Annotated in this window: 24 protein-coding genes; 5 read left to right on the top strand and 19 right to left on the bottom strand. The window is 57.7% G+C overall.

Annotated elements, in window-relative coordinates; genetic code table 11:
• Positions 1–22: 22 nt before the first annotated feature.
• The 3 genes from FHU12_RS27110 to FHU12_RS08920 form a co-directional block, all read right to left on the bottom strand.
• The gene (locus tag FHU12_RS27110) at positions 23–184 is read right to left on the bottom strand and encodes a hypothetical protein (RefSeq protein ID WP_162838235.1); all 162 of its coding nucleotides are present in this window, start codon (positions 182–184) and stop codon (positions 23–25) included.
• 141 nt (positions 185–325) lie between these two features.
• Positions 326–2,392 carry a TonB-dependent copper receptor gene (locus FHU12_RS08915; RefSeq protein WP_141968808.1) on the bottom strand — a complete coding sequence of 689 codons (2,067 nt, stop codon included), beginning with the start codon at positions 2,390–2,392 and terminating at the stop codon, positions 326–328.
• Between the two features lie 225 nt (positions 2,393–2,617).
• On the bottom strand, positions 2,618–3,019 hold the full coding sequence (locus tag FHU12_RS08920) for a DUF2946 domain-containing protein (RefSeq protein WP_089195890.1): 402 nt from the start codon (positions 3,017–3,019) through the stop codon (positions 2,618–2,620).
• Positions 3,020–3,249: 230 nt separating this feature from the next.
• Between FHU12_RS08920 and FHU12_RS08925 the strand changes: the two genes are divergently transcribed.
• Positions 3,250–3,858: a class I SAM-dependent DNA methyltransferase gene (locus tag FHU12_RS08925; protein ID WP_141968810.1), complete on the top strand. Its 609-nt coding sequence runs from the start codon at positions 3,250–3,252 to the stop codon at positions 3,856–3,858.
• 40 nt (positions 3,859–3,898) lie between these two features.
• On the opposite strand, the gene FHU12_RS08930 is transcribed toward FHU12_RS08925, so the two are convergent.
• The gene (locus FHU12_RS08930) at positions 3,899–5,200 is read right to left on the bottom strand and encodes a PQQ-dependent sugar dehydrogenase (protein ID WP_141968812.1); all 1,302 of its coding nucleotides are present in this window, start codon (positions 5,198–5,200) and stop codon (positions 3,899–3,901) included.
• Between the two features lie 10 nt (positions 5,201–5,210).
• Entirely contained in the window at positions 5,211–5,636 is a 426-nt protein-coding gene (locus FHU12_RS08935) for a DUF2231 domain-containing protein (RefSeq protein ID WP_060433083.1), read from the bottom strand.
• A 168-nt stretch (positions 5,637–5,804) separates the two neighbouring features.
• Between FHU12_RS08935 and FHU12_RS08940 the strand changes: the two genes are divergently transcribed.
• Positions 5,805–6,263, top strand: coding sequence for a YbaK/EbsC family protein (locus FHU12_RS08940; RefSeq protein WP_060433082.1), 459 nt, complete (start codon positions 5,805–5,807; stop codon positions 6,261–6,263).
• Positions 6,264–6,345: 82 nt separating this feature from the next.
• Here the strand turns inward: FHU12_RS08940 and FHU12_RS08945 are convergent, their stop codons facing one another.
• The 5 genes from FHU12_RS08945 to FHU12_RS08965 all read right to left on the bottom strand — a co-directional run bounded on the left by FHU12_RS08945 (position 6,346) and on the right by FHU12_RS08965 (position 9,645).
• A complete protein-coding gene (locus FHU12_RS08945; RefSeq protein WP_141968814.1) occupies positions 6,346–6,726 on the bottom strand; it encodes a VOC family protein in 381 nt (126 codons plus the stop codon).
• A 168-nt stretch (positions 6,727–6,894) separates the two neighbouring features.
• A complete protein-coding gene (locus FHU12_RS08950) occupies positions 6,895–7,215 on the bottom strand; it encodes a hypothetical protein (RefSeq protein ID WP_141968816.1) in 321 nt (106 codons plus the stop codon).
• 400 nt (positions 7,216–7,615) lie between these two features.
• Positions 7,616–7,996, bottom strand: coding sequence for a nuclear transport factor 2 family protein (locus tag FHU12_RS08955; protein WP_141968818.1), 381 nt, complete (start codon positions 7,994–7,996; stop codon positions 7,616–7,618).
• A gap of 86 nt (positions 7,997–8,082) precedes the next feature.
• Positions 8,083–8,595 (bottom strand): hypothetical protein, encoded by a 513-nt coding sequence (locus tag FHU12_RS08960; protein ID WP_141968820.1) that lies wholly within the window; start codon positions 8,593–8,595, stop codon positions 8,083–8,085.
• A 39-nt stretch (positions 8,596–8,634) separates the two neighbouring features.
• Positions 8,635–9,645 carry a LacI family DNA-binding transcriptional regulator gene (locus FHU12_RS08965; RefSeq protein ID WP_141968822.1) on the bottom strand — a complete coding sequence of 337 codons (1,011 nt, stop codon included), beginning with the start codon at positions 9,643–9,645 and terminating at the stop codon, positions 8,635–8,637.
• 317 nt (positions 9,646–9,962) lie between these two features.
• On the opposite strand from FHU12_RS08965, the gene FHU12_RS08970 reads away from it, so the two are divergent.
• From FHU12_RS08970 to FHU12_RS08980, 3 genes are all read left to right on the top strand, one after another.
• Positions 9,963–10,886: a substrate-binding domain-containing protein gene (locus tag FHU12_RS08970; RefSeq protein WP_063919468.1), complete on the top strand. Its 924-nt coding sequence runs from the start codon at positions 9,963–9,965 to the stop codon at positions 10,884–10,886.
• A 67-nt stretch (positions 10,887–10,953) separates the two neighbouring features.
• Entirely contained in the window at positions 10,954–12,129 is a 1,176-nt protein-coding gene (locus FHU12_RS08975; protein ID WP_141968824.1) for a Gfo/Idh/MocA family protein, read from the top strand.
• A 10-nt stretch (positions 12,130–12,139) separates the two neighbouring features.
• Positions 12,140–13,081, top strand: coding sequence for a sugar phosphate isomerase/epimerase family protein (locus FHU12_RS08980; protein WP_141968826.1), 942 nt, complete (start codon positions 12,140–12,142; stop codon positions 13,079–13,081).
• 52 nt (positions 13,082–13,133) lie between these two features.
• On the opposite strand, the gene FHU12_RS08985 is transcribed toward FHU12_RS08980, so the two are convergent.
• The 9 genes from FHU12_RS08985 to FHU12_RS09025 form a co-directional block, all read right to left on the bottom strand.
• Entirely contained in the window at positions 13,134–14,231 is a 1,098-nt protein-coding gene (locus tag FHU12_RS08985; protein WP_141968829.1) for a hypothetical protein, read from the bottom strand.
• A gap of 57 nt (positions 14,232–14,288) precedes the next feature.
• The gene (locus tag FHU12_RS08990) at positions 14,289–15,326 is read right to left on the bottom strand and encodes a Glu/Leu/Phe/Val dehydrogenase dimerization domain-containing protein (RefSeq protein ID WP_141968831.1); all 1,038 of its coding nucleotides are present in this window, start codon (positions 15,324–15,326) and stop codon (positions 14,289–14,291) included.
• Positions 15,327–15,342: 16 nt separating this feature from the next.
• Complete coding sequence (locus FHU12_RS08995; RefSeq protein WP_141968833.1) at positions 15,343–18,222, bottom strand: type I polyketide synthase; 2,880 nt, start codon at positions 18,220–18,222, stop codon at positions 15,343–15,345.
• Between the two features lie 13 nt (positions 18,223–18,235).
• Positions 18,236–19,411: an NAD(P)/FAD-dependent oxidoreductase gene (locus FHU12_RS09000; protein ID WP_141968835.1), complete on the bottom strand. Its 1,176-nt coding sequence runs from the start codon at positions 19,409–19,411 to the stop codon at positions 18,236–18,238.
• 40 nt (positions 19,412–19,451) lie between these two features.
• Complete coding sequence (locus FHU12_RS09005; protein WP_141968838.1) at positions 19,452–20,009, bottom strand: allene oxide cyclase barrel-like domain-containing protein; 558 nt, start codon at positions 20,007–20,009, stop codon at positions 19,452–19,454.
• Between the two features lie 22 nt (positions 20,010–20,031).
• Complete coding sequence (locus FHU12_RS09010) at positions 20,032–21,060, bottom strand: pyridoxal-phosphate dependent enzyme (protein WP_141968840.1); 1,029 nt, start codon at positions 21,058–21,060, stop codon at positions 20,032–20,034.
• Between the two features lie 42 nt (positions 21,061–21,102).
• Positions 21,103–21,831: a thioesterase II family protein gene (locus FHU12_RS09015; RefSeq protein ID WP_141968842.1), complete on the bottom strand. Its 729-nt coding sequence runs from the start codon at positions 21,829–21,831 to the stop codon at positions 21,103–21,105.
• The gene (locus FHU12_RS09020; RefSeq protein WP_141968844.1) at positions 21,828–23,432 is read right to left on the bottom strand and encodes an AMP-binding protein; all 1,605 of its coding nucleotides are present in this window, start codon (positions 23,430–23,432) and stop codon (positions 21,828–21,830) included. The genes FHU12_RS09015 and FHU12_RS09020 overlap by 4 nt, the downstream gene beginning before the upstream one ends.
• A 300-nt stretch (positions 23,433–23,732) precedes the next feature.
• Entirely contained in the window at positions 23,733–23,957 is a 225-nt protein-coding gene (locus FHU12_RS09025) for a hypothetical protein (RefSeq protein ID WP_060433068.1), read from the bottom strand.
• Between the last annotated feature and the right edge of the window lie 51 nt (positions 23,958–24,008).

The following is a 24,008-nucleotide window of genomic DNA, read 5'->3' on the forward strand; positions in this document are numbered from 1 at the left end:
GACCAAAAGACAGTGAGGGGAATTACATGAACAGGAAGCGGTCGGCCAGCGGAACCCCACGTTCGAGGCGTGGTGGCAACGCGTCGTCACGATCGTCAGGCTGAGCTGCCTGCGGCGCGGCGTCTTCGGCTTTTTCAATCATCAGCTCGCCGAGCAGGGCCAGAAAACGAGTGAGCTTTTGCATATTCCCTCCGGATCCTTGATTACATTGAGAGTGATACTAATCGCCGCTCAACCGAATGGGAAAAACTTAAAACTCATATCCTAAGAACCGGATCGCATATCGCCTGACCGGGCGACGGTTGCCCATCGCCCGGTGAACGGTTTAGAAGGTGACGTTAACCTTGGCCCACAGGGTGCGGCCCGGTTCATTCACCGCGCTGTTGGCCGAATAGCCGAAGACGCTGTTGCCCGCCAGGTTGAGGTGTTCGCTGTAGGTCTTGTTCAGGATGTTATCCAGACCGGCGCTCAGCTTGACGTTTTTATTCACCTTGTAGGCGGCGTTGGCGGAGAGCACGCCGAAGCCGGCGCTTTCGGCAAAGTCTTTGCCTACCACGTTGCCTTCGTTGATCGCCACGCGGTGTTGGCTGCTGACCAAACGCCACAGGCCGGTGCCGCTCCAGTCGCCGTACTCATAGGTGAGCCCCAGACGCGCCTCCAGCGGCGGGATCTGCGGCAGCGGCCGGCCGTCGCTGGTGTTTTTCCCCCAGGAGTAGGCCAGGCTGGCGTCGGTTTTCCAGTGCTCGCTCAGCTGATAACCCATGCCCATTTCGCCGCCCATGATGTTGGCGTTGACGTTATCGGCCTGGCTGAGACGCGCGTTGTGCGGATCATATTTGAACAGGATGAAATCATCGACGCGGCCCACGTAAGCGGAGACCCAGCCGTTGAAGCGTTTGCCGTTGTACTGCGCGCCGATGTCGAGCTGCGTGGTTTTTTCGCTCTTGACGCTGGAGAACGGATCCTTGCTGCCGTTCGGGCCGAGCTTCGGCGAGAACAGTTCCCAATAATCCGGGAAGCGCTCGGTATAACCGACGCCGGCATACAGCATCAGCGGCAGGTCGGCCAACGTATGCTCAAGACGCATAAAACCGCTCGGCAGGGTGTCTGAACGTTCCCCATCGCTGCCGCTGCGGAAATTCTCCACCAGGGTGCGGTCAAGACGCGCGCCGCCGATCAGTTTATCCTGTTCGCTGGTGGACCAGGTCAGTTCACTGAAGGCGCCGTAGCTGTTGAACTGGGCGTCTTTTTCCCAACTGCCGCGGCTCATGCTGCGGTGGGTGTTGGTTTGAGTGTCCAGGCCGCTTTCAAGCTTCACGTCCTGCCACAGCCAGGTGCCCATCACGCGGCCGCCGACGGTGCGGCGATCGAGCTGCATCGTCATGCCGGAGGACATCATGTGCCCGCCGTGACCGCCCATGCTCATACCGCCATGGCCACCGTGCCCCCCCATGCCACCGCTGCCCGGCGAGCGCAGGGTGACGTTGTCCATCACGTGGTTGGCGTAGTTGTAGTAGACCTGCGCTTCCAGCTTATCCAGCACCTCGCCAATATTGGATTTTTCCACCCGCATGCCCAGGCTTTCGCGTTTGAACTGCGAACCATCCATGCTGCGGCCGGCATAGCGCGCTTCGCCGTTGCCGCGGCCCATAGTCACTTCCAGCAGCGTGTCATTGTCCGGCGTCCAGCCGAGCGCCAGATCGCCGTTCCACTTGTCCCAGCGCGATGGCACGCGCGTATTCGTTCCGTCCTGATAATCGTTGGAACGGGATTTGTTAGCCATCACCCGCAGATAGCCTTGTTCGGCGCCGAGGCTGGCGTCGATATTCTCGTCCCAGCGGCCGTTGGAGCCGGTCAACACGCTGGCATTGCCCTTGATGCCCGGCTTGTCGAAGCGCGGCCGTTCACGCTCGAAACGCACCGTGCCCGCCGACGATCCCGGCCCCCACAGCACCGTCTGCGGCCCTTTGGTGATGGTCAACAGATCGAAGCTTTCCGGCGAGATATAAGAGGTCGGCGCATCCATCCGCGATGGGCAGGCACCCAGCATTTCCGAACCGTCGGTGAGGATTTTCAACCGCGAGCCGAACATGCCGCGAAACACCGGATCGCCGTTGGTGCCGCCGTTGCGGATCTGCGAAAAGCCGGGGATGGTTTTCAGGTAGTCCGAGCCATCGCTGGCCGGCACCGGCTGGCGTGGGGTTTTCGGCGAGGTGACGATGGTCAACGGAGAGTAGAGCGGCGCGGTGACGGTGATCACGTCGCCATCATTAACCTGTGCGTCGGTAGGGTGCTGATGCGCCTGTGCCGCGTGGCCGGCCAGCAGGAACAGCGGCATGGCGGCGGTGATGGCGCGGGTAACGGCGTTCTTTTTATAAGTCGGTTTAAACATCATCTTTCCTTAAGCTAACTCTTTTCCGTTCTTGGCCGAGGGATTATTCAGGCGTGGGGCGACCTGGCGAAAATCACCATCGGAAAATACGGGGGTTAATTCCATCAGCGTGGAAATAACCGGATTAATAATGTCGTCTCGGTGATTAATCGTTGGGCGAATTAATTCCGCCGGGTTGAAGCAATCAACGGCAATACAGAGAACGGCAATGGGCTTATTGTTAAATCAGAGGAAAGAGACGGGGGGCGCGCGCGGCTGTAATTCTGTGTGAACGACGTGGGCAAACAGGGGAACGAGATAGTGAATCGGAGGCGGGCGTGAAGCCAGCGACTGAGACCAGAACAGCGGGGCGTGGCTCACGTCCAGCAGCGGCGCGTGCAGCAACAGCACGCAGTAGCCGCAGGCGCTGTCGTCCATCATCATCGCCATGTTGTGGTGGCCGCCGCCGTGCTGCATCAGCGGCTGTGAGGCTTTTTCAGGCTCAGGCGGCGGCGAATGCATCCCGTGATGCATCGGCATCGCCATGCCGCAATCCGCCATGGCGGTCGTTCCAGCACTTCCGGCGCGTACATGCTCCAGGGATCGCGAGACCACCGGCGCAATGAACAACATCAGAATGGCAAACATCCCTAACCAGGCGGCAGCCCGATGTCGCGATGCAGAGCGCTGAATTAACGACACAATCAACCTAAAAAAAGGGTTAACACAGGGTAGGGAATTGTACTGGTTTATGTCGAAATGTTAAAACCTTTTATTTCTGGTCAACGGTCTGTTGATGAATATATTATCGGATAAGCGCTTTAATTCTGACCAAGGGCTATTTTTTTTGCGCCAATAACGTGACGGGGACAATATTAATGACGGAAAAACTGGCGAGCACCATTATCCCGCTTTATGACGAACATGCCGCCACCTGGGAGCGTCTCAGACCCAGCACGCTGTTTGAACGGCCGTGGCTCGACCGCTTTTTGCAGCTCACCCCGGCCAATGCGCGGCTGCTGGATCTTGGCTGCGGCAATGGCGTGCCGATTGCCGCCTATTTTATCGAACAGGGGCATCGGGTGACCGGCATCGACGGTGCGCAGGCGATGATCGCGCGCTGCCGGCAGCGTTTTCCGCAGCAGGAATGGCGGCAAATGGATATGCGCCAGCTGGATTTAGCGGCGAAGTTCGACGGCCTGCTGGCCTGGGACAGCTTCTTCCATCTTGCGCGCGACGATCAGCGCCGCATGTTTCCACTGTTCAGACGTCATGCCGGGCAGCATGCCGCACTGATGTTCACCAGCGGCCCTGCAGACGGCGTGGCGATTGGCAGCTTCGAAGGCCAGCCGCTGTTTCACGCCAGCCTGGCGCCGGAGGAGTACACGCGCTTGCTGCAGGAGAATGGCTTCCGCGTGGTGGATCATGTGGTGGAAGATCCCGCCTGCGGGGGAAGAACGGTCTGGCTGGCGCAAGCCGTTGAGTGACAATGTCACGAGCAGGTTCATCGGAACCTGCCCGTTAACGTTATTTAGCGCTGACGCGCCAAACGGTGTTACCCACGTCATCCGCAATCAGCAGGGCGCCGGACTTGTCAATCGCTAACCCTACCGGTGCGCCATAGAGTTCTTTCTCGTCGTCGGAGACAAATCCGGTCACCACCGCTTTCAGTTTGCCGACCGGCTTGCCTTGCTCGAACGCCACGTAGCTGACCCGGTAGCCGTTCAGCGGCGAGCGATCCCAGCTGCCGTGCTCGCTGACAAAGGCGCCGCCGCGATACTCGGCCGGCAGTGCGCTTGCGGTATAGAACAGCAGCCCCAGCGGCGCGACGTGCGAGCTGAGGGCGTAGTCCGGCTTGATGGCTTTCGCCACCAGATCCGGCCGCGCCGGCTGCACCCGACGATCGACGTGCTGGCCGAAATAGCTGTAAGGCCAGCCGTAGAAGCCGCCGTCCTGCACGGAGGTCAGATAGTCCGGCACCAGATCGGCGCCGATCTCGTCACGCTCGTTGACGATGGCCCACAGCTTGCCGCTGTGCGGTTCCCACTGCAGCCCGGTTGGGTTGCGCAGGCCGCTGGCGAAGATGCGGCTGGCGCCAGAGGCGGTGTCCACTTCCAGTACCGCGGCGCGCCGGTACTCTACGGCCAGGCCATTTTCGGTGATGTTGCTGTTGGAGCCGACGCCGACATACAGCTTTTTGCCGTCCGGGCTAGCCAGCAGGGCCTTGGTCCAGTGGTGGTTGATGGTGTCCGGCAGATCGGCCAGCTCTTTACCCGCATCGCTGATGCGCGTTTCGCCCGGCTGATAGGCGTACTGCATGATATTGCCGGTGTTGGCCACGTACAGGGTGTTGCCAATCAACTGGACGCCGAACGGGGAATCGAGCCCCTCGAGGAAGATATGCTTTTCCCAGCCGCCGTCGGCAGTTGGGCGCAGCAGGGTGATGCGGTTGCCGCCTTTGCCGCCTTTACCGGATTGGCCTTTCACCAGCCCGGCGATCAGCTGCTTGGTCGTGCTGACCGCTTCGGTGCCCGGGCCGTTGGCTTCCACCACCAACACATCGCCGTTGGGCAGGGTAAGCAGCTGGCGCGGATGCAGCAAACCGTCCGCCACCTTGTCGATTTTCAATCCTTCGGCCACTTTCGGCATCTGGTTCTGTTGCCAACCCACGCCCTTAGGCACCTGCATCGGCGGGATCAGAAAGTTTTGCGCCGGCGGTAATGTCGGATCCGGGCCCATTTGTTGTTCCGGCGAAATGACGGCGCTGTTATCGCAGCCGGCCACCGCCAAAACGGCAGCAAGAGTGAGCGCCAGGGATGATAGCTTCATGAAAACCTCCTTATTTTGCACGGGTGGCAAGGGCCAGCAGAACATTAGCCACGCTCAGCAGCGCGACCACGATGGCAGATAGCACCAGGCCTTCCGGCACCACGGCGTACGCATCCCGGCTATGCACGAAAGCGTTGATGATGGCGAAAACGATGGCGATCAGATTCAACCAGAAATGGAGTTTGACCGATGAACCCTGCCGCCGGCCGCTGCCGAACCACACCTGCACCAGGTTAATCAGCCGGGGAATAATGGCAAAAACCAGGCCAATGGCGATCAGCCAGCCGGCACCATTGACCCACTGAATGTTCGCCGTGCAGGCATAGATGATGTCGAAGATCAGCGCCGCGGTGAAAAATCCATAGGGTATCGGGTTGAGCCATTCATAGACGGCCACTGCGGCCGCCGAGGGCCTTGCTGTCGTTTGCGTGGTCATGCAGGTATCTCCATGAAAAATGATAGGTAAAAAGGGCATTGGCCCCTTAAAGCTTTGTTCAGATTTACCGATTTGAACAATTTTGATTCTCATTTTTAGCATGCGGTGTTAAAACCGAAGCCATCACTGCGGCATTATCAATGGCTTAGCAACATCAGGAGGAAGGGCATGAGTATAGAGCGCGTTCAGCGATTTCTGGCCGAGCACGCACCGGAAACGGCGGTGACGGTGCTGGCAAAGAATACCGCTACGGTGGCGCTGGCGGCGGAAGCCTTTGGGGTGGAGAGCGGGCAGATCGCCAAGACGCTGTCGTTTCGCGTGAACGACGGCGTGGTGCTGTTGGTGATGGCGGGAACCGCCAGAATCGACAACAAGAAGTACAAACAATTCTTCGGCGTAAAGGCGCGTATGCTGCCGGCAGAGGAGGTGGAGGCGCTGACCGGCTATCCACCCGGCGGCGTTTGCCCCTTTGCCGCACCGGAAACGGTGAGAATTTACTGCGACCGCAGCCTGTGCAGCTACGGTGAAGTGCTCCCGGCAGGCGGCAGCGATAACTCAGGCGTGAGAATTGCGCCACTGCGGCTGGCCAGCATCACCGGAGCAGAGTGGATTGACGTGACAGGGTAACGACAAGCGACCGCGTAACAATTGCGTTATGTTAAATAGAGTACATCAATTCGTGATTAATACGCTGTTTTAACTGGTAAAATCACAAGCTCATCGATTTATGGCAAACCGCCTCGATATTGTGCCCATCCGGGGCGATCACAAATGCCGCATAGTAATGGGCATGGTAATTGGGCCGCAAGCCGGGCGTGCCATTGTCTTTGCCGCCGGCGTTTAACGCGGCGTGATAGAACGCATCGACCTGTTCACGGCTGCTTGCGGCAAATGCCAGGTGCAGATGCGCCGGTTTTTCATCGGTCTGAAACAGGCATAATGACACGTTATCTCGATCGCGGCACAGCTCAACGCCATAGTCGGGTTCGCCTTCGGCAACGATCTTTACGCCCAGTGGCGCCAGCGCATTGAGGAAAAACGCTTTGCTGAGGGCAAAGTCGCTGACGCCAAATTTCACATGATCAAACATGGGGAGACTCCTTGAGCGTGAAAGAATGTTCCCATTCAGTATAGCCAACGCCGTGATACGTGCCGCAAGCGAAGAAAGCGGATGCCAATGCGCATCTAGCGTGCAAATATTGCCCGTTTAAATGACGCGTTTGGGTGAAATCTGCAGTATTGTAGCCGCCACGCTTTATCAGATTTCACGTAGCGCGATCAAAAAGGCAGGGGATTTTTGGCCAATACCGGCAGGTATGCGCCATCGAAAATCATGTCCGGTCATCATTACTGGAGCGGGAAATGGCAGAGCGCATACTGGCCGGCATGTTAACGGCAATTCATCAGCAGTGCCGGCGCTGGCAGCCAAACCAACGATTGATATCTTGCTGGAGGTGAAAGCCTGGCGGCGTTGGATGGTTTGAATGACAAGATGCATGACATGAGATCTACGCTGCGCGGCGAGAACGGCATTACCGGCAGGCGTTACTACATCAAGGGAAACGGCGATCGCACGCATCACGTACGCAGGAAGTGAACAGGCGATCCGACATTTGACGTTCAGAGACTATCTGCGCAAGCATCATGGTATTCGCGGCAATCAAGCGACAGGCAGCAGAAGACAGCCGGCAAAACCCGGCGGCTTATGGCCCGGTTGAAAAACGAATTTATTCACGGCATGAGCAGTTGGCGCGGCATGGTTAACCGCAGGAGAAAGCCCATGATTAGGCCTGGACGGCAGAATCCACATATTATCGCCTAGGTGCGCATAATGTATATTATGTTAAATGCACTCACTGAGTATGCACCGGGGTTATTCTGCCCGTCCTTTCTCACCTCACCTTCAAGGCTTATCAGGCTGACATCCTTTTTTATGTTTAAGCCCATCTATCAACACATCTCAGTTTCATCATCTCAGTTTAACCCTTAGTCGGCGTACCTTGATGAAAGCGCATCTGCCAACCCGCCTTTTCCGTCAGGAGCCAAATCGATGAGCGTTCAGTGCAACGAACGGCGCGGCCCTGCGCGTCACGCTGAAAACTTTTGTACGTCAGCAACACGGCGCCTTCACTGATTTTCGCCAGCTTAAAACCTTCGGCGAAAATCGGCGGATAATCCGTTTCCATCTCCAGCGCCGCAACGGTTTGGCATTTGTCATAACGTAGGCCTGAACGACCAATCTCTTCAAAGTCTTCATGCAACAATGCCGCGACATGTTTCGGATCGCAGCGCGTTGTTGGCTGGTGCAGTTCAACCTCAAGCGCCTGAATTTGGCTAAGCCACTGTGCAAAATGGGTCAAAATGCCCTCCTTTTTTGATCGCGCTACGTGAAATCTGGCAAACTTCGGCAGTCAATCTACATCAGAATGACACTCGTGAAACCTGACTATTCCCAGGATTCCTTCTCATAGGGTTTTTGCCAGTTCTTTTCCGTGACGGGTACGAGTTCCCCGTTGAACGTATAGGTACAACAGCGGCATCTCACCGGCACATCTTCTGCGGTGAATGCCGGGTTCACTTTCTGCAGTATCCCGTGATCATCTATGCATAGTCCGCTGTAATAGCTCGACTCACCACAGCAGACATAGCTCTGCCAGTTTTTACGGTGCAGCGCCACCAGGTAAAAAATAGGCGCTTCTTTATCCAACCGACTTACCGCTTCGCTATGTACTTCATTCCAGGGTTGGCCCACTTTACTGAGCAAAAATTGAAATAGCGGCGTGTAATCCATGCCATGTTGTATCCGCCCATGCATACTTTCACGCAGCGGCAACTGCTCATCGTCTGCCTGTTTGCCATGGCGTCCCCAGCGGTACTCACCACCGCTGGCGATGGGCTCTCTAGATGCAACGCTTTCTCTTCTATAGAGTTTCTTCTTTCCATCTCGATGTGCTCTCATCAAGCCTCAATAGTGACATTGTCACACAAAAAGAAATCCTTACGCCGGTTTCCCAGCCAAATGCGACCGCCGAACCCGCAACTCTCCATGCCGCCAGGCGCCGTCTGCCGTGGTGCGATTGTCGATCAGGCGATTCAAGGCCTCCTCGACCAGCCGGTCAATGCGTTGGCTGTAGCTGGTCAGCGCCCAATTGGCTGAGCCGGCTTCGTCGATATCGTCGAAACCTACCACGGCCATTGCAGACGACGGCGCCGTTTGTCTGAGCGCCTCGAGCGCCCCCAGCGCCAACACGTCGTTCTCGCAGAACAATGCCTCAACCCGCTCACTTTCCGGCGTTGCCTGCAGGTATTCACTCATCAGTTGGAAACCGCGCTGGCGATCGTAGTGGCCAGCGGTGAGCACCCGATCCAACTGAAAGCCGGCGGCCATCAATTTGTCACGGTAGCCTTCCATGCGCAGCAAATGGCTGCTTTGCGTGTCTGGCCCCTTCATGTAGCCAAAGCGCCGATGCCCTTGTTCTATCAGCAACCCAGCGATCTCTTCGCCGGCGCGGTAGCCGTCGATATTGACCACATCGATATGTTCACTTTCCGTATTGCGGCATACCTGCACCAGCGGGATCTGATGCAGATCTTGCGCGATCGCCGCCCACTCTTGGGTTAACACCGTCGCCAGGAACAAAATGCCATCGACCTGCAGCTGATCGGCCATCGCCATCACCGCCCGGTAGTTTTCCCCGGCGGTGATGTTCAGCAGCAGCGCCATATAGCCGCGGGTTTGCAGCTGTTTGGTGACCATATCGAGCATCATCATCGAATGCGGGTTCTTCATCTCGTCGATGGCTACGCCGATGATGTGCGTGCGTTTTTGCGACAGGCTGCGCGCCAGCAGATTGGGTCGATAACCCAGCTCGGCCGCCGCCGCCAGTACGCTTTCACGCGCGTTGTCTGAGATCGACGCGCCGGGCGTAAAGGCGCGCGATACCGTCCATTTAGAGACGCCGGCCTTTTCGGCGACGTCGCTGGCGGTGGCTTTGTGGTGTTTCGTCATGGTTGCGTCGATCTCTGCTTCGGTGAAGTCACACTATACCCTGCTCGCTCAGATCCCCTAAGCGCCTGCCGGTATGCCTGCTGCAATTATGTCCCGTTTTTGCACCCGATTGCAATTTGTTATGCAACCGGGTGCAAAACGTAAAGAGTTTGTGATCGTCCGCGCTGTTTTCACCTTTCCCCTGTTGACCAAATTTTATCCATGGCCGACATTCACGGTGGCATTCAGAGACTCACGGCCGTTTTGCCTCCTGCTTTGCACCCGGTTGCAAATTCGCTGTTTGCCTACAACGCCTCTTTTCTCAACAGGATATCGTAATGAAAAAAACCAGACTGCTGTTGATGTTAGCCTGCTCGCTGTTTGTCGTGACCGCCCAGGCCAAGACCTACCAGGTCGGCGTGGCGCTGGCCAACTTCGATCTCAACTTCGTCTCCATTCTGCGCAGCCAAATGGCACGAGAACTGGCTGCGCAGCAGCTGCAAGGCCAGTTCGTCGATGCCAAGGGCGATGTTGCCCTGCAGGTGCAGCAGGTAGACGATCTGATTAATCAGGGCGTGGATGCCATTATCCTCAACCCGGTCGATACGCAAGGCGTCCAGCCGATGATAACGGCTGCCCAACGCGCCGCGATCCCCCTTATCTTCGTCAACCGCAAGCCCGAAGTGCCGCTTAGCGGCGCGACGGCCTACGTCGGCTCCGATTCGGCGCTCAGCGGCCGCCTGCAGATGGAGGCCCTGGCGAAAAAAATGAATTACCGCGGCAACGTGGCGATCCTGATGGGTGCCCTATCCAACGAAGAAACCCGCGAACGTACCCGTGCGGTAGAAGCGGTGATCGCCAAACACAAAGACCTGAAAGTGGTAGAGAAACAGACCGCCAAATGGCAGCGCAACGAAGCGGTCGACGTGGTTTCCGGCTGGTTGCTGAACGGCACGCCGATCGATGCGATCGCGGCCAACAACGATGAGATGGCCATCGGCGCGATCATGGCGCTGAAGCAGGCCAAAAAGAATGGCGTGCTGGTTGCCGGTATCGATGGCACGCCCGACGGCCTGCAATTTATCAAAAACGGCGACCTGGCGGTGACCATTTTCCAGGATGCCAAAGCCCAGGCGATCGGCGCGGTGCAGGTGACCCGAGCGATGTTGGATCACGCCAAAACCGAGCCCTATAACTGGATACCCTACGCCACCGTGACGCGAGAAAACTACCCGCAATTCGCGCAGATGAACCAGAAATAAGCCGTTGCCACTCTCTTTTTCAACCCATTTTGCACCCGAGTGCAAAGCCACAGTATCAGGAGTCAGCATGTTAAATGGTGAAAGAAGCATCCCTCGCCCGCTGCGTTGGGCGATGATCGGCGGCGGCCGCCTCAGCCAGGTGGGCTACAAGCACCGTTCCGGCGCACTGCGCGACAACACCGCCTATCGGCTGGTTGCCGGCGCCTTTGATATCGACGCGGCGCGCGGACGTGAGTTTGGCGTCAATCTCGGCGTGCCCGCCGAACGCTGCTATGACGGCTATCAACAGCTGCTGGAGCAAGAAGCTAACCGCGAAGATGGTGTTGAGGTGGTGACCATCGCCACCCCCAACGGCACCCACTATGAAATCACGCGCGCCGCGCTGAGTGCCGGCCTGCATGTCATCTGCGAAAAGCCGCTGTTCTTCACCACGGCGGAGGCGAGAGAAATCAAGGCGCTGGCGGCGGAGAAAGGCCTTATCGTCGGCGTAACCTACGGCTTCTCCGGCCATCCGCTGCTGATGCAGATGCGCGCCATGATCGCGAACGGCGACATCGGCGAAATACGCATGGTCGAATTGCAGTACACCCACGGCTTCAATGCCAACGAAAGCGCGGACACGTTCGAAGCGCAAAAGTGGCGTGTCGATCCGAAAATCGCCGGCCCCTCTTTTGTGCTGGGCGACATCTCCACCCACACCTTCTACATCTCGCAGCTGGTGATGCCCGACATGAAGATTGCTTCCCTGCTGTGCGATCGCCAGAGCTTTATTCCTTCCCGCGCCCCGCTGGAAGACAACGCCATGGTGCTCATGCACTACGAAAACGGCGCCGTCGGCCGCATGTGGGCCTCCGCCGTCAATGCGGGCGCAATGGACAGCCAAAGCATCCGCGTGGTGGGCTCACGCGCCAGCCTGCAGTGGAGCGATTCCACGCCCGGCGAATTGCGCTATGAGATCCAGGGGCGGCCCAACCAAACGCTGCACCACGGTATGCCCTATCTGGACGACAGCGCGCTGGCCGAAGAGCGGCTCGGCGCGCTGCATACCGAAGGCCTGGCCGAATCCTGGGCCAATATCTACCTCAAGTTCGCCATCGCCATCAGCACCAGCCAGCGCGGCGATCGGCAAGCGCTGGCCACGCTGATCTACCCGGATATCGACGCCGGATTGGAAGGCGTGCGCTGGATTGAAAACTGCGTTCGCTCCGCCGACAACGGCGCCACCTGGGTCAATTACCTATAAGGAAAACACCATGAAACTTTCATTCTGTACCGACAGCCTGGGCCATTTGTCCTTCGAGCCGATGCTGGATCGGTTGCTGGAGCTGGGGGTGCGCGGCGTGGAAATGACCACCGGCGGCTGGTCTCCGGCGCCCCATCTGGATACCGACGATCTGCTGGCCAACCCGGCCAAACGCCGGCAGCTGCAGCAGGCCCTGGCCAGCCGCGGCATGGAGATCGCCGCGCTCAATGTCTCCGGCAATCCGCTCGATCCGGGCGAGCTGGGGCAGCGTCATCTGCGGCAAACCGACAATACGCTGGAGCTGGCCGGCCTGTTGGGGGTGAAAAAGATCGTCATGATGAGCGGCCTGCCCCCGGCCAGCCCGCATGACACCATCCCCAACTGGATCACCTATACCGTCAGTTGGCCGCCGACGGTGAAAAACTGTTTGGACTATCAATGGAATGAAGTGGCGATCCCCTATTGGCAGGCGCTGGTCACCCGGGCCAAAGCGTGCGGCGTCGAGCGCTTTGCGCTGGAAAACTTCAGCGCCATGCTGGTGTGGAACCCGGAAACGCTATTCCGGCTGCGCGAGGCCGTTGGCCCGATGGTGGGTCTGAACCTCGATCCCAGCCACCTGATCTGGATGGGTGCGGATCCCATCGCGGTGGCCCGCGCCCTCGGCCCCGCCATTCACCATGTGCACGGCAAAGACGTGCGCCTTGAGCGCGGCGTCGTTGAGGTTAACGGACTGCTGGAGACCAAACCGATCGACGACGTGGCCCGCCGCGCCTGGAACTATGTCGCCGTCGGCTGCGGCCGGGATCTGCAGTGGTGGAAGGAGTTCTTCTCGGTGGTGCGCATGATGGGCTACAACGACTGGGTGTCGCTGGAAATGGAAGACCTGACCATGTCGGTCGATGCCGGCATCGCCTCTTCCGTTCAGGCGCTGCAGCAGACGATCAGCCAATAACCCCCTGCGCGGCGGCCACGGCCGCTGCGCAGGCCCGTGCATCGCCAACAGCTTACAAACACCATACCGGCCGGGCGCCGACCGTAGCACTAGCGTGCCCCGCACCATGGCTCAGGCACAGCGTCCTCAGTCCGGCGGCGGCGCCGGAATACCAGGCGCCGCCGCGCATCAGAATGCGTTCACCATAATTACGCAGATAAACCTGATCGCCGTCCGCACACCGGTGATGAGGGACAATGCCAAGAATTTTCAACACATCCGGTAACGGTGCCCCGCTTGCCATGCGAATACGATCGAACGCATCGTCCATCAATCCAGGCGGATATCCGTTATCCTGCGGATCGCCGTTAAAATGCTGAATAGAGTCGGTAATAAGCGGCGCGCCAGCATTGCCTGTACGAATGGGTGAGACTGCATCGAATTTAGCCGTCCCTCCACTGCCGGGCAGCACCCATGCCCCTGTCGCCAGGTCGACCGCGCGCCAGCGTTCGTCTTCATCGTCGGTCATTGGCATTGCGGCGTCATTATCCGGCAAGAGCAGAATTTCCCCCGCGACCAATTTCAGCCCGTGCTGCCATTCCCACAAATTACCGCACAGATCGCCGATGCCGTACGGCGTACCGTCGTGATACCAGGCTCCCGGGCCGGATGCGGTAAAGGTTGTCGGATCGCCCTGTTCATCGCCCACGGCACCGCCGTCGCATCGTTTACCATACTGACGGCGATCGTGATGCGACCGGCCACTCTCGGTATTGCCCAACTCCGCCCATCCTTGATGGCGGCACCAGAACATCAGCGCGGCCCATTCCGCATTGGTGCCAATATGCCATCCGGCGCCGTTGCGCGCCACCGCCCGACGAAATGTGGCCAGATCGTGCCAGCTCGCCGGAGCCGTATCGGGTTGGCTGACCAGTTCTCCATCGACCAGAGTTCCTGGATAACAGCCATAAAAAAAAGCGTCTTTAAGCTGGCCGTTGACGATAAAGGCAGGATGAACCGCCTCTCCTAACCCTGATGTGACCTCTTGCAGCGTAAAGCGAGAGATCACATGCATATAACTGGGTTGACCACTTGCTGTATACAGCACGGTGCGGTGCCCCTGTGACTCGGTTTCCACTTTGCTCCGCAAAGCGTCTTTTACGATGATCATGAATTTATGCCCGTTAAACAGCTAAGGCCGGGAAAGCGCAGGCTTCCCGGCCCATTGTTACGCCACCATGGCGGCGGATTTGATCGGTTGCAACAATTGCCCGACATCGCAATTGAGCAGTTGAGCACGCTGCAGCAACTCCTCGGTCTTGGCGCCAATCACGGAATGCACATAGGCATTGACCTGTTCCTGATTCATTTGGTTATACCGGTCGGTGAACGCCATTTCGATGCTGTCGCAGATCACCGCGCCGGCATTACTGACATAGTCCGGCAGATAGTGGATGCCGCGCGCCAGCAGCCGCTGTTCTGCCTGCGGCGTACTGAACGGCGAATTGGCGCTGCTAATCACCCAACGCGTATTCAGTTGTTCAACGTTCTGCGCATTTAATATGTTGGACAAGGACGCGATGCAAAGCACCTCGCTGGGTTGCGCCCAGAGTTCGTCTTCACTGACGCGGCGGACCCCAGGCGGGAACTGCGCCGCAGGATTGATGTCATACGCCGTCACTTCGCAACCGAACAGCAGGCTTTGTTTCGCCACTTCCGCCCCGACTTTACCCATGCCGTGAATAGCAATGCGGGCCCGCGGCAAATGATTGAGCCGCAGCGTCAACACCTTTTTCATCGAGCTCCAGACGCCGTAGCCCGTCGCCACCGACGTGTCGACTTGCGGGCTGTCCATGGCATTCAGGATCCATGGCGTAAACTGCCGCAAATAGTCCATCTCTCGATTGCCAGTATTGATATCGCATCCCGTAAACATGGTGCCGCCATAGCGATTGAGCAGGTCGCCGATCGCTTCAAGCACCGCCGGTTGTTCTTGGGGAGAACGCTTGCTGTTCACCACGATTTTGCCACCGCTGAAACCGGTATTGTACAATCCATGCTTCAGCGACATGCGCTGCGCCAGCATGATCGCCTCTTCTTCCTGCTGCTGGCGGGACGCATAGTTGCGCCAGCGGATCCCGCCATTGGCCGGCAGCAGCTTGATCTGCGACGAGTAAGCCAGAGTGAATGACGTGTCGTCATCGATTACGATCGTTTCTACCTGATATTGGTTGTGCGTATTCAGCAATTCATTGTTAACTGACATAATTTGCCATCCTGTTTTAATGGGATTCTTGCTCGAATGCTCCAGCCTGGTCTAACTGTTGTTTTATGCCCCACGGCGTTGGCCGCTTAAGGAAATCGGCCATGCCTACCGACCGGCCAAACTCTTGTTCCAACAAGGCCATCAGCCGCAATGCCATCAGCGATTGCCCGCCGGCGTCAAAAAAGTCGCAGTGGTTGGAGTCAGGGTTCACGCCGGTCACGTCGCCCCAAATGCGCCAGATGCGCGCCATCTGCGGATCGGGTTTATCCGCCGTCGTCGATGTTCGCCCTGCTTCCGGCCCCTGCATATCTCGCTCGCCCAACCACCATTGCGCCGGATCGAAGGGATACATTGGCAATGCAATGCGGGAAGGAGGCTGTTGCCACAGGCGGCGCCAGTTAACGTTGACGCTGGCACGCCAGATTTTTTGCAGCGCCTGGATCCACACGGCGGTTTCGCTCTGGGCTTCGTCGCGGCGCGGCAAGGTGCGCACCGCCGTTACGGTGCCGGCGGATTTTAGCTGCGCGACCAGCGCCGTGAGTGTCGATCCCGGCCCTACTTCGATGAAAAGCGTTTTTCCGCGCCGCGGTAGGTGTTGCAAGGCGCGGTGATAATCCACCGGTTCACGGGCATGGCGTGACCAATAGCGGGCATCGAGCGCCGCGGGAGCGACTTCGGTCGCCAGCAATGCGGAGACGTAGCGGACCTTTGACGTCGACTCACGCGGCGGCGGCGCAATGCTGGCCAGTTCATCAAGAATGGGATCCATCAACGCCGAGTGGAACGCGTGCGAAACGCTCAGCACCTTGCAACGTACTCCTCTGTCCCGCATCTGTCCTTCGCAGGCGCGAATCGCCGCCACCGGGCCAGAAAGCACGCAGCCGTTCTCACTGTTTTCCGCCGCCAGAGACAGCCGATCGCCAAGCCAGGGTTGGGCTTGCTGAGCGCTCAGTTCTACCGCCAGCATCGCACCAGGCTGCAGCCCGGCCATCAGATGCCCGCGCCGGGCGGCGAACACCAACGCGTCTTGCGCCGAGAACACACCGGCGGCCCAGGCGGCGGCAATCTCACCCAAACTGTGCCCCACGACCCAATCCGGCTCGACGCCGTAATGTTTCAACAGTTCGGCCACGGCGATCTCGACGGCGATCAGGGCCGGCTGCGTCAAGGCCGTGTTGTTAATTGTTTCGGGGGCCGCCTGGCCGGTAAACAACGGGGAGAGATCCAGTGCAGCCTGTGTTTGCAATATCTGCAGCTTGTCATTCATCAGCGTTTTGAATGTCGCATCCTGCGCCATCAGTTCGCTGGCCATACCGATAAACTGGCTTCCCTGCCCGGGAAATTGGAAAACCACCGACAAACGCCCTTTTCCCGTATCCACCATGCTTTCTTTCATGCTCAACACGCCCTGCTCGCCGATATGCAGAGTGCCGCGATAACGCAGCGACTTTCTTCCACTTTGTGCGCTCCAGGCCAGGCGTTCGTCATTCTCGCCGCATGGCCGCTTTTGGTAACGTTTGACCAAGCGATGCCAGGCCTGCTCCGATTGCGCGCTGATCGGCACGACAGTCGCCAACGGCGCTATCGCCGCCCGCATTTGAGGCGTTTTCGGCGGCCTTGTCAGCACGACATGCGCATTGGTACCGCCGATGCCGAAGGCGCTAACGCCGATGGCGTTGCGTGGATCGTCGCGATCCCAACGTTGAGCGGAACAGAGAAACTCAAACGGGCTATCCGCCAACGCCATTTCCGGGTTCGGCGAGTCAAAGTTGATCTGTGGCGTGAGCCAACCGTGTTTGATTTGCAGCGCGGCCTTGATCAGTCCCGCCATGCCGGCGCAGGTTTCCAGGTGCCCGACGTTAGCCTTGACGGCACCGATGGCGCAGAAAGCCCGGTGCGTCGTCCGCTCGCGGAAAACGCCGTTCAGCGCCTCAAATTCGATGGGATCCCCGGCCAACGTTCCCGTGCCGTGCGCTTCGACGGCGCGAAAATCTTCCGGTGCCAGGCGGGCATCGTCCATAGCTTGGCGCAGCAGGCGTTGCTGGCCGTGCAAACTGGTGGTGGTAAAACTGACTTTGCGCGCGCCGTCATTGTTCATCGCTACGCCTTTGATCACCGCAATGATGTCGTCACCGGCCGCCTGTGCGTCAGACAGCCGTTTCAGCACGACAATGCCGACGCCGCTGCCGAACACCGTGCCGCTGGCATCTGCAGAAAACGGTCGACAGTGCCCATCGGTGGAAAACACCATGCCTTGCTGCGCGAAATATCCTTCATGTTGCGGGAGCCTGAGGGTACAAGCGCCGGCCATAGCCATATTGCAACGGCCACTGCGCAACGCGTGAACCGCTTCGTAAACCGCCACCAGCGAAGTGGCACAAGCGGCCTGTACATTACACACCGGCCCCCCGATGCCCAGGTGCCAGGCCACTCGGCTGGTGAGGTAATCTTTGTCGCTCGCGATTTGCCGCTCGAACGGCGAAGGGTTGAGTTTGTCGAGCAACGCAGAGCCCTGTGCCTGATGCAAATAATCGGAACTGCTACAGCCGGCAAACAAGCCCGTATCGTCAAGCTCACCCGGCGTTACCCCGGCGTTTTCCAGAGCGTGCCAGGCGCACTCTAAAAAGAGCCGATGCTGGGGATCCATCAGCAGCGCTTCGCGCGCACTCAGGCCGAAGAATCCCGCGTCGAAGCGGGATATGTCGCCGGCTACCGGTGCGGCGACGGGAATATAGCCCCCGTCGGCCGAGTCAACTTGTTCGTTGTCGACGCGAACCAGCGATTCGACGCCGTTGATCAAGTTATGCCACCAGCTTTCCACGTCCTCGGCGCCCGGGAAGCGGCAGGCCATGCCCACCAAGGCGATATCCCGGTCATTGCTGTTCACCTGCTGCATAGAGGTTCTCCGATTAGAAGCGCAATGCGCTGATGTCCCAACGCGGTTCTCGTTCCGCCAGCAGATCGGCGCAAATTTGCCCCATCAGAGGGGTAAACTTGAATGCCCATCCGCCTGCCGACACCACCAGATGCTCGCCGCCGTGGCAGCGGCCCTTGGCGCTGTCGAGATAGAATTGACGCGCCGGATCGGTAGGCAACACCGCCAGACAGCTCGCGGCGGAATGTTGTTTGTCCGGCTCGAGGAACGGCATATGCCGCCGGGCAAACTCCAGCGCTCGCTCAACGTGTTGCGGGTTGGCCCGATAGCTCGGTGCATTGGCTTCGGTGATCGGATCCACTTCAAAATCGGTCCCCAGTCGGTCAAATCCATTGACTGACCACGGATTGGGCGGGAAACCGTAAAACAGGTTACTGTCGCTCTCCACCGGCGGTTGGAAAGCAAACCAGAAGGGATCGTTGGCCCCCAGACGCTGACTGCGCAGCATGCTGATGCAAGCCATCTCATAGGTGGAAAGCGCAAGATCGATATCCAGCTGGCGCAGCAGCTTCTTGCTGCCCGGCCCGCCAGCGACCAACACCTTACGGGCGCGATAGCGATGCTGCGCCGTCAGCACCGTTGCCCCCCGCGCATCCGGCTCCACGGCCTTCACGCATTGTTGGAACTGGAATTCCACGCCGGCCTCGCTAGCCAGAGAGTAAAGCGACGTCAGGGTACCTTTAACATCGATTACCCCGCCGTCTTGCTGCAAGAACCCTTCATAGTTGCTGTCCAGACCGGTAAAACCGTAGCGCCGTTCGATTTCGCGCATCGTCAGACGTTCATAGGGCAATCTCATCTCATCCATCGACAGCATGGTTTGACGGATCTGCCCCTCATTGGTCCAGACATCCGCATCGCCGAACCACAGGCTGCCAATGCGGTGGATCAGTTTTCTGTCCGCCTGTTGTTCCAACTGCCGCCATAATTTGTCGGCTTCCAGGGTAAGGCGGAATATTTCCAATTCCGAATATTGCAAACGCCAATGGCGTTCCTCCCCGCTGGTACCCGCTAATTGCGTAAATAGCGCATATTGCTCCAGCACCAAAATTTTATGATCCTGATGTTCACGCGCATAATTCCACGCGGTGGCCAGCCCTATGGGGCCGGCACCGATAATAATGACATCCCAGTGTACTGACGTGTGCATACCTATCCCTCGCAATGGATATTGTGTGTGTTTGGTAGAATTATTTTTTAATTAAGCTTTTAATCTGATCCAACGGCAACAGAACGATCAGCGTCAGATATTTTTCTCTCGGAATATCCTGATAAAGCTGACGAACGCCGATTTTCCCCATGACATCCCCGCTAACGCCGGCAGCGAACAGCGATTGCCATTGTCCTGCCCAAATGGCGCTGGAGTTCCAAATGCCGGCGGTTTCGATCCGTCCCAGCGGCGTTTCAGCGGTTTCGTGATACCAGGAAATCACGCTGTCGTCAGACAGTGACGCGATTTTCCACCCTTGGCCCTTCATCGTGCCGATATCACGCCCTTGCTGATCCACCAGCAGGTCAGTGTGTGAATTGGCATCACCCACGTTTGGCGCATTGTTCGTTTTCGCTTTGAAGGTAATATTGGCCATTTCTATAACGGAAAGGATCGTGACATTTTTATAGCCGTCTTTCGATGCCAGAACACGTTCAATTTCCGCAGTGCTTTTGCCGGAACCGATTAATTCCCGAACATAATCGCCAAGCGTAATTAACTCAGACAATACATTATTATTGCCCTGTATAATTTCCATAAAATATTCCTTTGAGGTGTTGTTAAACCGATAAGGCTTCAGATTGTTTGAACCACTCACGCCCTTTTTCTCGGTCGATATCGGAACCCGCGTCGGCAAAAAGCGTGACAATGCGTTGATCTGCACTCAACGTTTCGGCCAGCTTACAGGCCGTTTTCCAGTTGGCGGCGGAGGAGGCACCGATTTTGACGCCGGTCAGTTGATGGAACTCATGCATCGCACTGAGTGCTTCCCGATAAGAAACCGGATTGAAAGGCGGTTCTTGCTGCATCAGCTTACTGATGAAAGGCTGGCGAAAACCAAATCCCAACCCGCCGGCACCGGCGAACTTCGGTTCTCCGTTCGGGGCAGACAACGTACCGTAAGGCAGTTCGCGCGGCGTGCTGCCCCACACGATCAGCTGTGGGTTATCCTGACGTAGCGCCGCCGCAACGCCAGACAGTGTGCCTCCAGTCCCTACCGCGGACACCCAACCATCGACACGCTCGCCGTTCAACTGCCGACGGATCTCCGCGCCTGTCGCATGCTGATGTACGGCGGTATTAACCAGGTTGAGATGCTGGGATAACAGCGTCCAACTCCCATCTTCATGCGAAATCTGCTGGCTGCGTGCAATGACGCCGAGCAGGAACTGATTGCGATCGACCAGGGTAACGACGGCGTTGTCCCCCTTCAGCGTGTCGATCAACGGTTGCGGGGATGAATCCGGGATCACCACCTGCACCGCTATCCCGCACATGTTGCCGAGCTTAGCCAGCGCTTTCGCCATATTGCCCCCCGAGGAATCGAGCAATTTCAATTCGCCGGCGGCGAAATCGTGTTGATTGATGGCATCGCAAAACAGGCCGAATGCGGTGCGATCCTTCACCGAGCCAAACGGATTTTCAAACTCGAACTTGGCGTAAATCGACGCCTTCCCCTTTGGCGAGGGCACTTCAACCAGCGGGGTGTTACCTAACGCCGCATAGAATTTTTTCAACTGGGGGAACAGAGTAAAGGCTTTCTCCGTATCCGGTGCGCAATCCTGTGGGTTAAACAGCTCAAAATTCATCAGAGGTTCCTTTAAAGCCATAGGTTGACAAATAAGCCAGCGTTACTGAAGCAGCCGGCGGAGAAATGCAGCGGTATCCTGCATGAAATAAAAGTGATCGCCCGTAAGGAGTTGAACCTGGCTGCCAGGGAGTTCTTTTTTCCACTGCGACAGCGCGGAGCGGCTAACCAACGGGTCGTCGTCGCCGCCCCAAATGCGCGGCTGCAGGCCGGGCAACGGTTCTGCGCTGAGTTCGCCCAGCAGCCGTAGGTCTTGCTGTATCAATCGGGTGACAAGCGGGCGAGTGAGCGCATCCAGCGTCAACGCGCCGCTGCTTTCACTGAATGCCAGGATGTGGTCCAACACTTCTTGTCGCTGGCTTTCCTGCTGGAGTAATTTCAGTTCTGACGGCGCGCGCTGGGCCGACAAAACGGTGTCGATGCGAAACCGCGACGTTTGCAGCGCCGCGGCAACCTGCAGGGCAAGCAGCGTGCCCATGCTGTGACCGAAAATCACCGCCGGCGCGATGCCCAGCGAGGCATGCAGCGCATCGACGCAGCGCGCAATGGCGTACTGGGCCGTTTCCCAGGCCGGCGCGTCTTGCGCTTCTTCCCGGCCGGGATATTGCATGATGAACAGATCCACCTCGTCCGGCAGCAGCTCTCGCCAGTGCTGGTAGAACGCAACGCCGCCGCCGGCATGCGGAAAGACCACCAATTGTTTGGTGACCGGCGAACTGCGCGGGCGGCTGAGTCTCACCGCGCAGCCGAGAGAAGTGCGCAATTGCGTCATGAGTTCAACCCCGCCGTGTTTCTGACGGACTGCTCCTGGCGCAGCATATCGCGCAGCGACAGGCGATCTATCTTGCCGATGCCTTTCATGGGGATGGCGTCGATGACGATCAATTTTTCCGGTGCCTTGAACGCCGCCAGCCCTTCTTTCTCAAAGAAACGGCGCAATGCGCTGAGGGTCAGCGTGTCATCCGTACTGGTGACAAACAGACACGGCACCTCACCGTACAGATCGTCCGCCATGCCCACGCAAGCGGCTCGCACCACGGCAGGATGTTGTTCTGCCAGTTCTTCTATCTCGTTCGGACTGAATTTTTCTCCCCCGCGGTTAATCGAATCGTTGACGCGCCCATCGATGAAAATATTGCCTGCGGCATCGACATGCGCCAGATCGCCGGTGCGGTAAAAACCGTCAGCGGTAAATGCGGCAAGATTCGCCTGGGGATTTTGGTAGTATTCGGTGAGCGTATAAGGGCCGCGGGTGATCAGTTCACCTGATTTACCCACGGGCAAAGAACAGCCATTTTCATCGACGATCAGCACTTCATCATAGGGACTCAAAGGCCGACCCTGAGAGCTGAACCGCACCGCATCGTCATCGTCAACCGCGTTAAAACACAGTAGCCCTTCGCTCATGCCATAACATTGCTGCAGGGTAATGCCGAGACTGCGGGACGAGGAGGCCGCCAGCTCTGGCGTCACTCTGGCCCCTCCCACCTGGACATGCCACAACGTTGCCAGGTTGCGCGGCGTTTTTTGCTGCAGTTCGCTCCATTGCGACAGCAGCGCAGGCACCAGCGTGGTATGCGTCACGCCGCATCGCTCGATCGCGTCCAACGCCGTTTCCGCCGAGGGCGCATCGGCGAGCGCCACAGCGCCGCCGCGAGAAAGCGTACCCAGTATGCCGGGGCAATTGATGACGAATCCATGTGAAACCGGCATCGCAGCGAAATAGACCGACTGGCTGTCCAGAGCAAACACGTCACAGCCGCATTCGATCATATAACTGTAACCGCCATTCTTGCGGGCGATCGCCTTGGGCAAACCGGTGGTGCCGCTCGAAAGCAACATGACGGCGGTATCCGACGGCGTCATGGTGACGGCGTGAAGTGGCGGCGAAGGCACCAGGGGTGAACAGAACTGTTGTAAGTTCAGGTAGCGAGTATCGTGCCCGGCGTCGTCGTAATCTTCGACCAGTATCACATCGATATTGAGACCTTCCGTCAACAGCGTCTGCAGAGCGGCAAGTGGGTTATAGCGACGGGAACCGCGCTGCAAGGCAAATACTTTCGGCGCGGTCAGATGCAGAATGTGCCTTAGCTCTTTTTCACGATAAGAAGGTAATATCGGCACCGGGATCGCACCGAGCATCAACGAAGAGAGCATGACGACAACCGCTTCACGGGTATTGCGCAATTGATACGCGATCCGATCGCCTTTTTGCACGCCTAATTGGCGCAACTTCAAGGCGGCTGAAGCGACCGCACCGTTCAGCCAGTCGTAACTGTAAATCTCCCCGCGTTCAAAAAGCGCCGGGCGCTGTCCATGTTGTTGAAGGGCCTTTAATAAACGTTGATTGATTGAATCCCCAACACTAACCATAGCGACTCCATAATGAGTTAACTCACTGTTTGACTGTTATCTTTCTCAATCACAATTCGTTAAACAAACAGCTTTCGGCACCTCGGTCAGGCGGCGCCGTTACTTCTGTATTGGCTCACAATGAAAAGCAAAATGGACTCAAAAACACTTCATTTTCTGGTCGCCATCAAACACTACGACCGACCGTCAGTCAATTACTTTGGGGTTAATTATTTGTATATCTTATGTTTCATGCGGGCCATTTTGTCATAAATTTGTGTTTAAACATAAGGTTATAAACAATGTTTTTTTCATAGTTGCTTATAACATTTCAGAAATAAGCTGATCTAATGAATAGTCTTGTCCTCCCCACAGCGAGGGCGCATCGACGCGGCGGGCCTTCAACAGAGCCTGCAACGCCACGGTTTCCGCCGAACTGAGCGCTAAATCCTGGCGCAGTTGCCAGCTGCCATCCGCCGCTTGCAGTACGTCTTCAGGTACGCCCACCTCCGCTAACAGCGCCAATAAATCATCCAGAGTCTTCATAATGTTATCCAATCGTTAAATGGTATTGATAATTATTCATATTGACCGTCA

Source organism: Serratia marcescens (assembly GCF_006715005.1).
GTDB classification, from domain to species: domain Bacteria; phylum Pseudomonadota; class Gammaproteobacteria; order Enterobacterales; family Enterobacteriaceae; genus Serratia; species Serratia montpellierensis.

Bases quoted from the DNA above. Each gene is read 5' to 3' on its own strand.
- FHU12_RS09005 (WP_141968838.1), bottom strand. From the start codon at position 20,009: ATGGAAATTATACAGGGCAATAATAATGTATTGTCTGAGTTAATTACG.
- FHU12_RS08925 (WP_141968810.1), top strand. From the start codon at position 3,250: ATGACGGAAAAACTGGCGAGCACCATTATCCCGCTTTATGACGAACAT.
- FHU12_RS08965 (WP_141968822.1), bottom strand. From the start codon at position 9,645: ATGACGAAACACCACAAAGCCACCGCCAGCGACGTCGCCGAAAAGGCC.
- FHU12_RS09025 (WP_060433068.1), bottom strand. From the start codon at position 23,957: ATGAAGACTCTGGATGATTTATTGGCGCTGTTAGCGGAGGTGGGCGTA.
- FHU12_RS08950 (WP_141968816.1), bottom strand. From the start codon at position 7,215: ATGCGTGCGATCGCCGTTTCCCTTGATGTAGTAACGCCTGCCGGTAAT.
- FHU12_RS08990 (WP_141968831.1), bottom strand. From the start codon at position 15,326: ATGTCAGTTAACAATGAATTGCTGAATACGCACAACCAATATCAGGTA.
- FHU12_RS08970 (WP_063919468.1), top strand. From the start codon at position 9,963: ATGAAAAAAACCAGACTGCTGTTGATGTTAGCCTGCTCGCTGTTTGTC.
- FHU12_RS27110 (WP_162838235.1), bottom strand. From the start codon at position 184: ATGCAAAAGCTCACTCGTTTTCTGGCCCTGCTCGGCGAGCTGATGATT.
- FHU12_RS08985 (WP_141968829.1), bottom strand. From the start codon at position 14,231: ATGATCATCGTAAAAGACGCTTTGCGGAGCAAAGTGGAAACCGAGTCA.
- FHU12_RS09000 (WP_141968835.1), bottom strand. From the start codon at position 19,411: ATGCACACGTCAGTACACTGGGATGTCATTATTATCGGTGCCGGCCCC.
- FHU12_RS08975 (WP_141968824.1), top strand. From the start codon at position 10,954: ATGTTAAATGGTGAAAGAAGCATCCCTCGCCCGCTGCGTTGGGCGATG.
- FHU12_RS08945 (WP_141968814.1), bottom strand. From the start codon at position 6,726: ATGTTTGATCATGTGAAATTTGGCGTCAGCGACTTTGCCCTCAGCAAA.
- FHU12_RS08960 (WP_141968820.1), bottom strand. From the start codon at position 8,595: ATGAGAGCACATCGAGATGGAAAGAAGAAACTCTATAGAAGAGAAAGC.
- FHU12_RS08935 (WP_060433083.1), bottom strand. From the start codon at position 5,636: ATGACCACGCAAACGACAGCAAGGCCCTCGGCGGCCGCAGTGGCCGTC.
- FHU12_RS09020 (WP_141968844.1), bottom strand. From the start codon at position 23,432: ATGGTTAGTGTTGGGGATTCAATCAATCAACGTTTATTAAAGGCCCTT.
- FHU12_RS08930 (WP_141968812.1), bottom strand. From the start codon at position 5,200: ATGAAGCTATCATCCCTGGCGCTCACTCTTGCTGCCGTTTTGGCGGTG.
- FHU12_RS08980 (WP_141968826.1), top strand. From the start codon at position 12,140: ATGAAACTTTCATTCTGTACCGACAGCCTGGGCCATTTGTCCTTCGAG.
- FHU12_RS08940 (WP_060433082.1), top strand. From the start codon at position 5,805: ATGAGTATAGAGCGCGTTCAGCGATTTCTGGCCGAGCACGCACCGGAA.
- FHU12_RS09015 (WP_141968842.1), bottom strand. From the start codon at position 21,831: ATGACGCAATTGCGCACTTCTCTCGGCTGCGCGGTGAGACTCAGCCGC.
- FHU12_RS08920 (WP_089195890.1), bottom strand. From the start codon at position 3,019: ATGTTTGCCATTCTGATGTTGTTCATTGCGCCGGTGGTCTCGCGATCC.
- FHU12_RS08995 (WP_141968833.1), bottom strand. From the start codon at position 18,222: ATGCAGCAGGTGAACAGCAATGACCGGGATATCGCCTTGGTGGGCATG.
- FHU12_RS09010 (WP_141968840.1), bottom strand. From the start codon at position 21,060: ATGAATTTTGAGCTGTTTAACCCACAGGATTGCGCACCGGATACGGAG.
- FHU12_RS08915 (WP_141968808.1), bottom strand. From the start codon at position 2,392: ATGTTTAAACCGACTTATAAAAAGAACGCCGTTACCCGCGCCATCACC.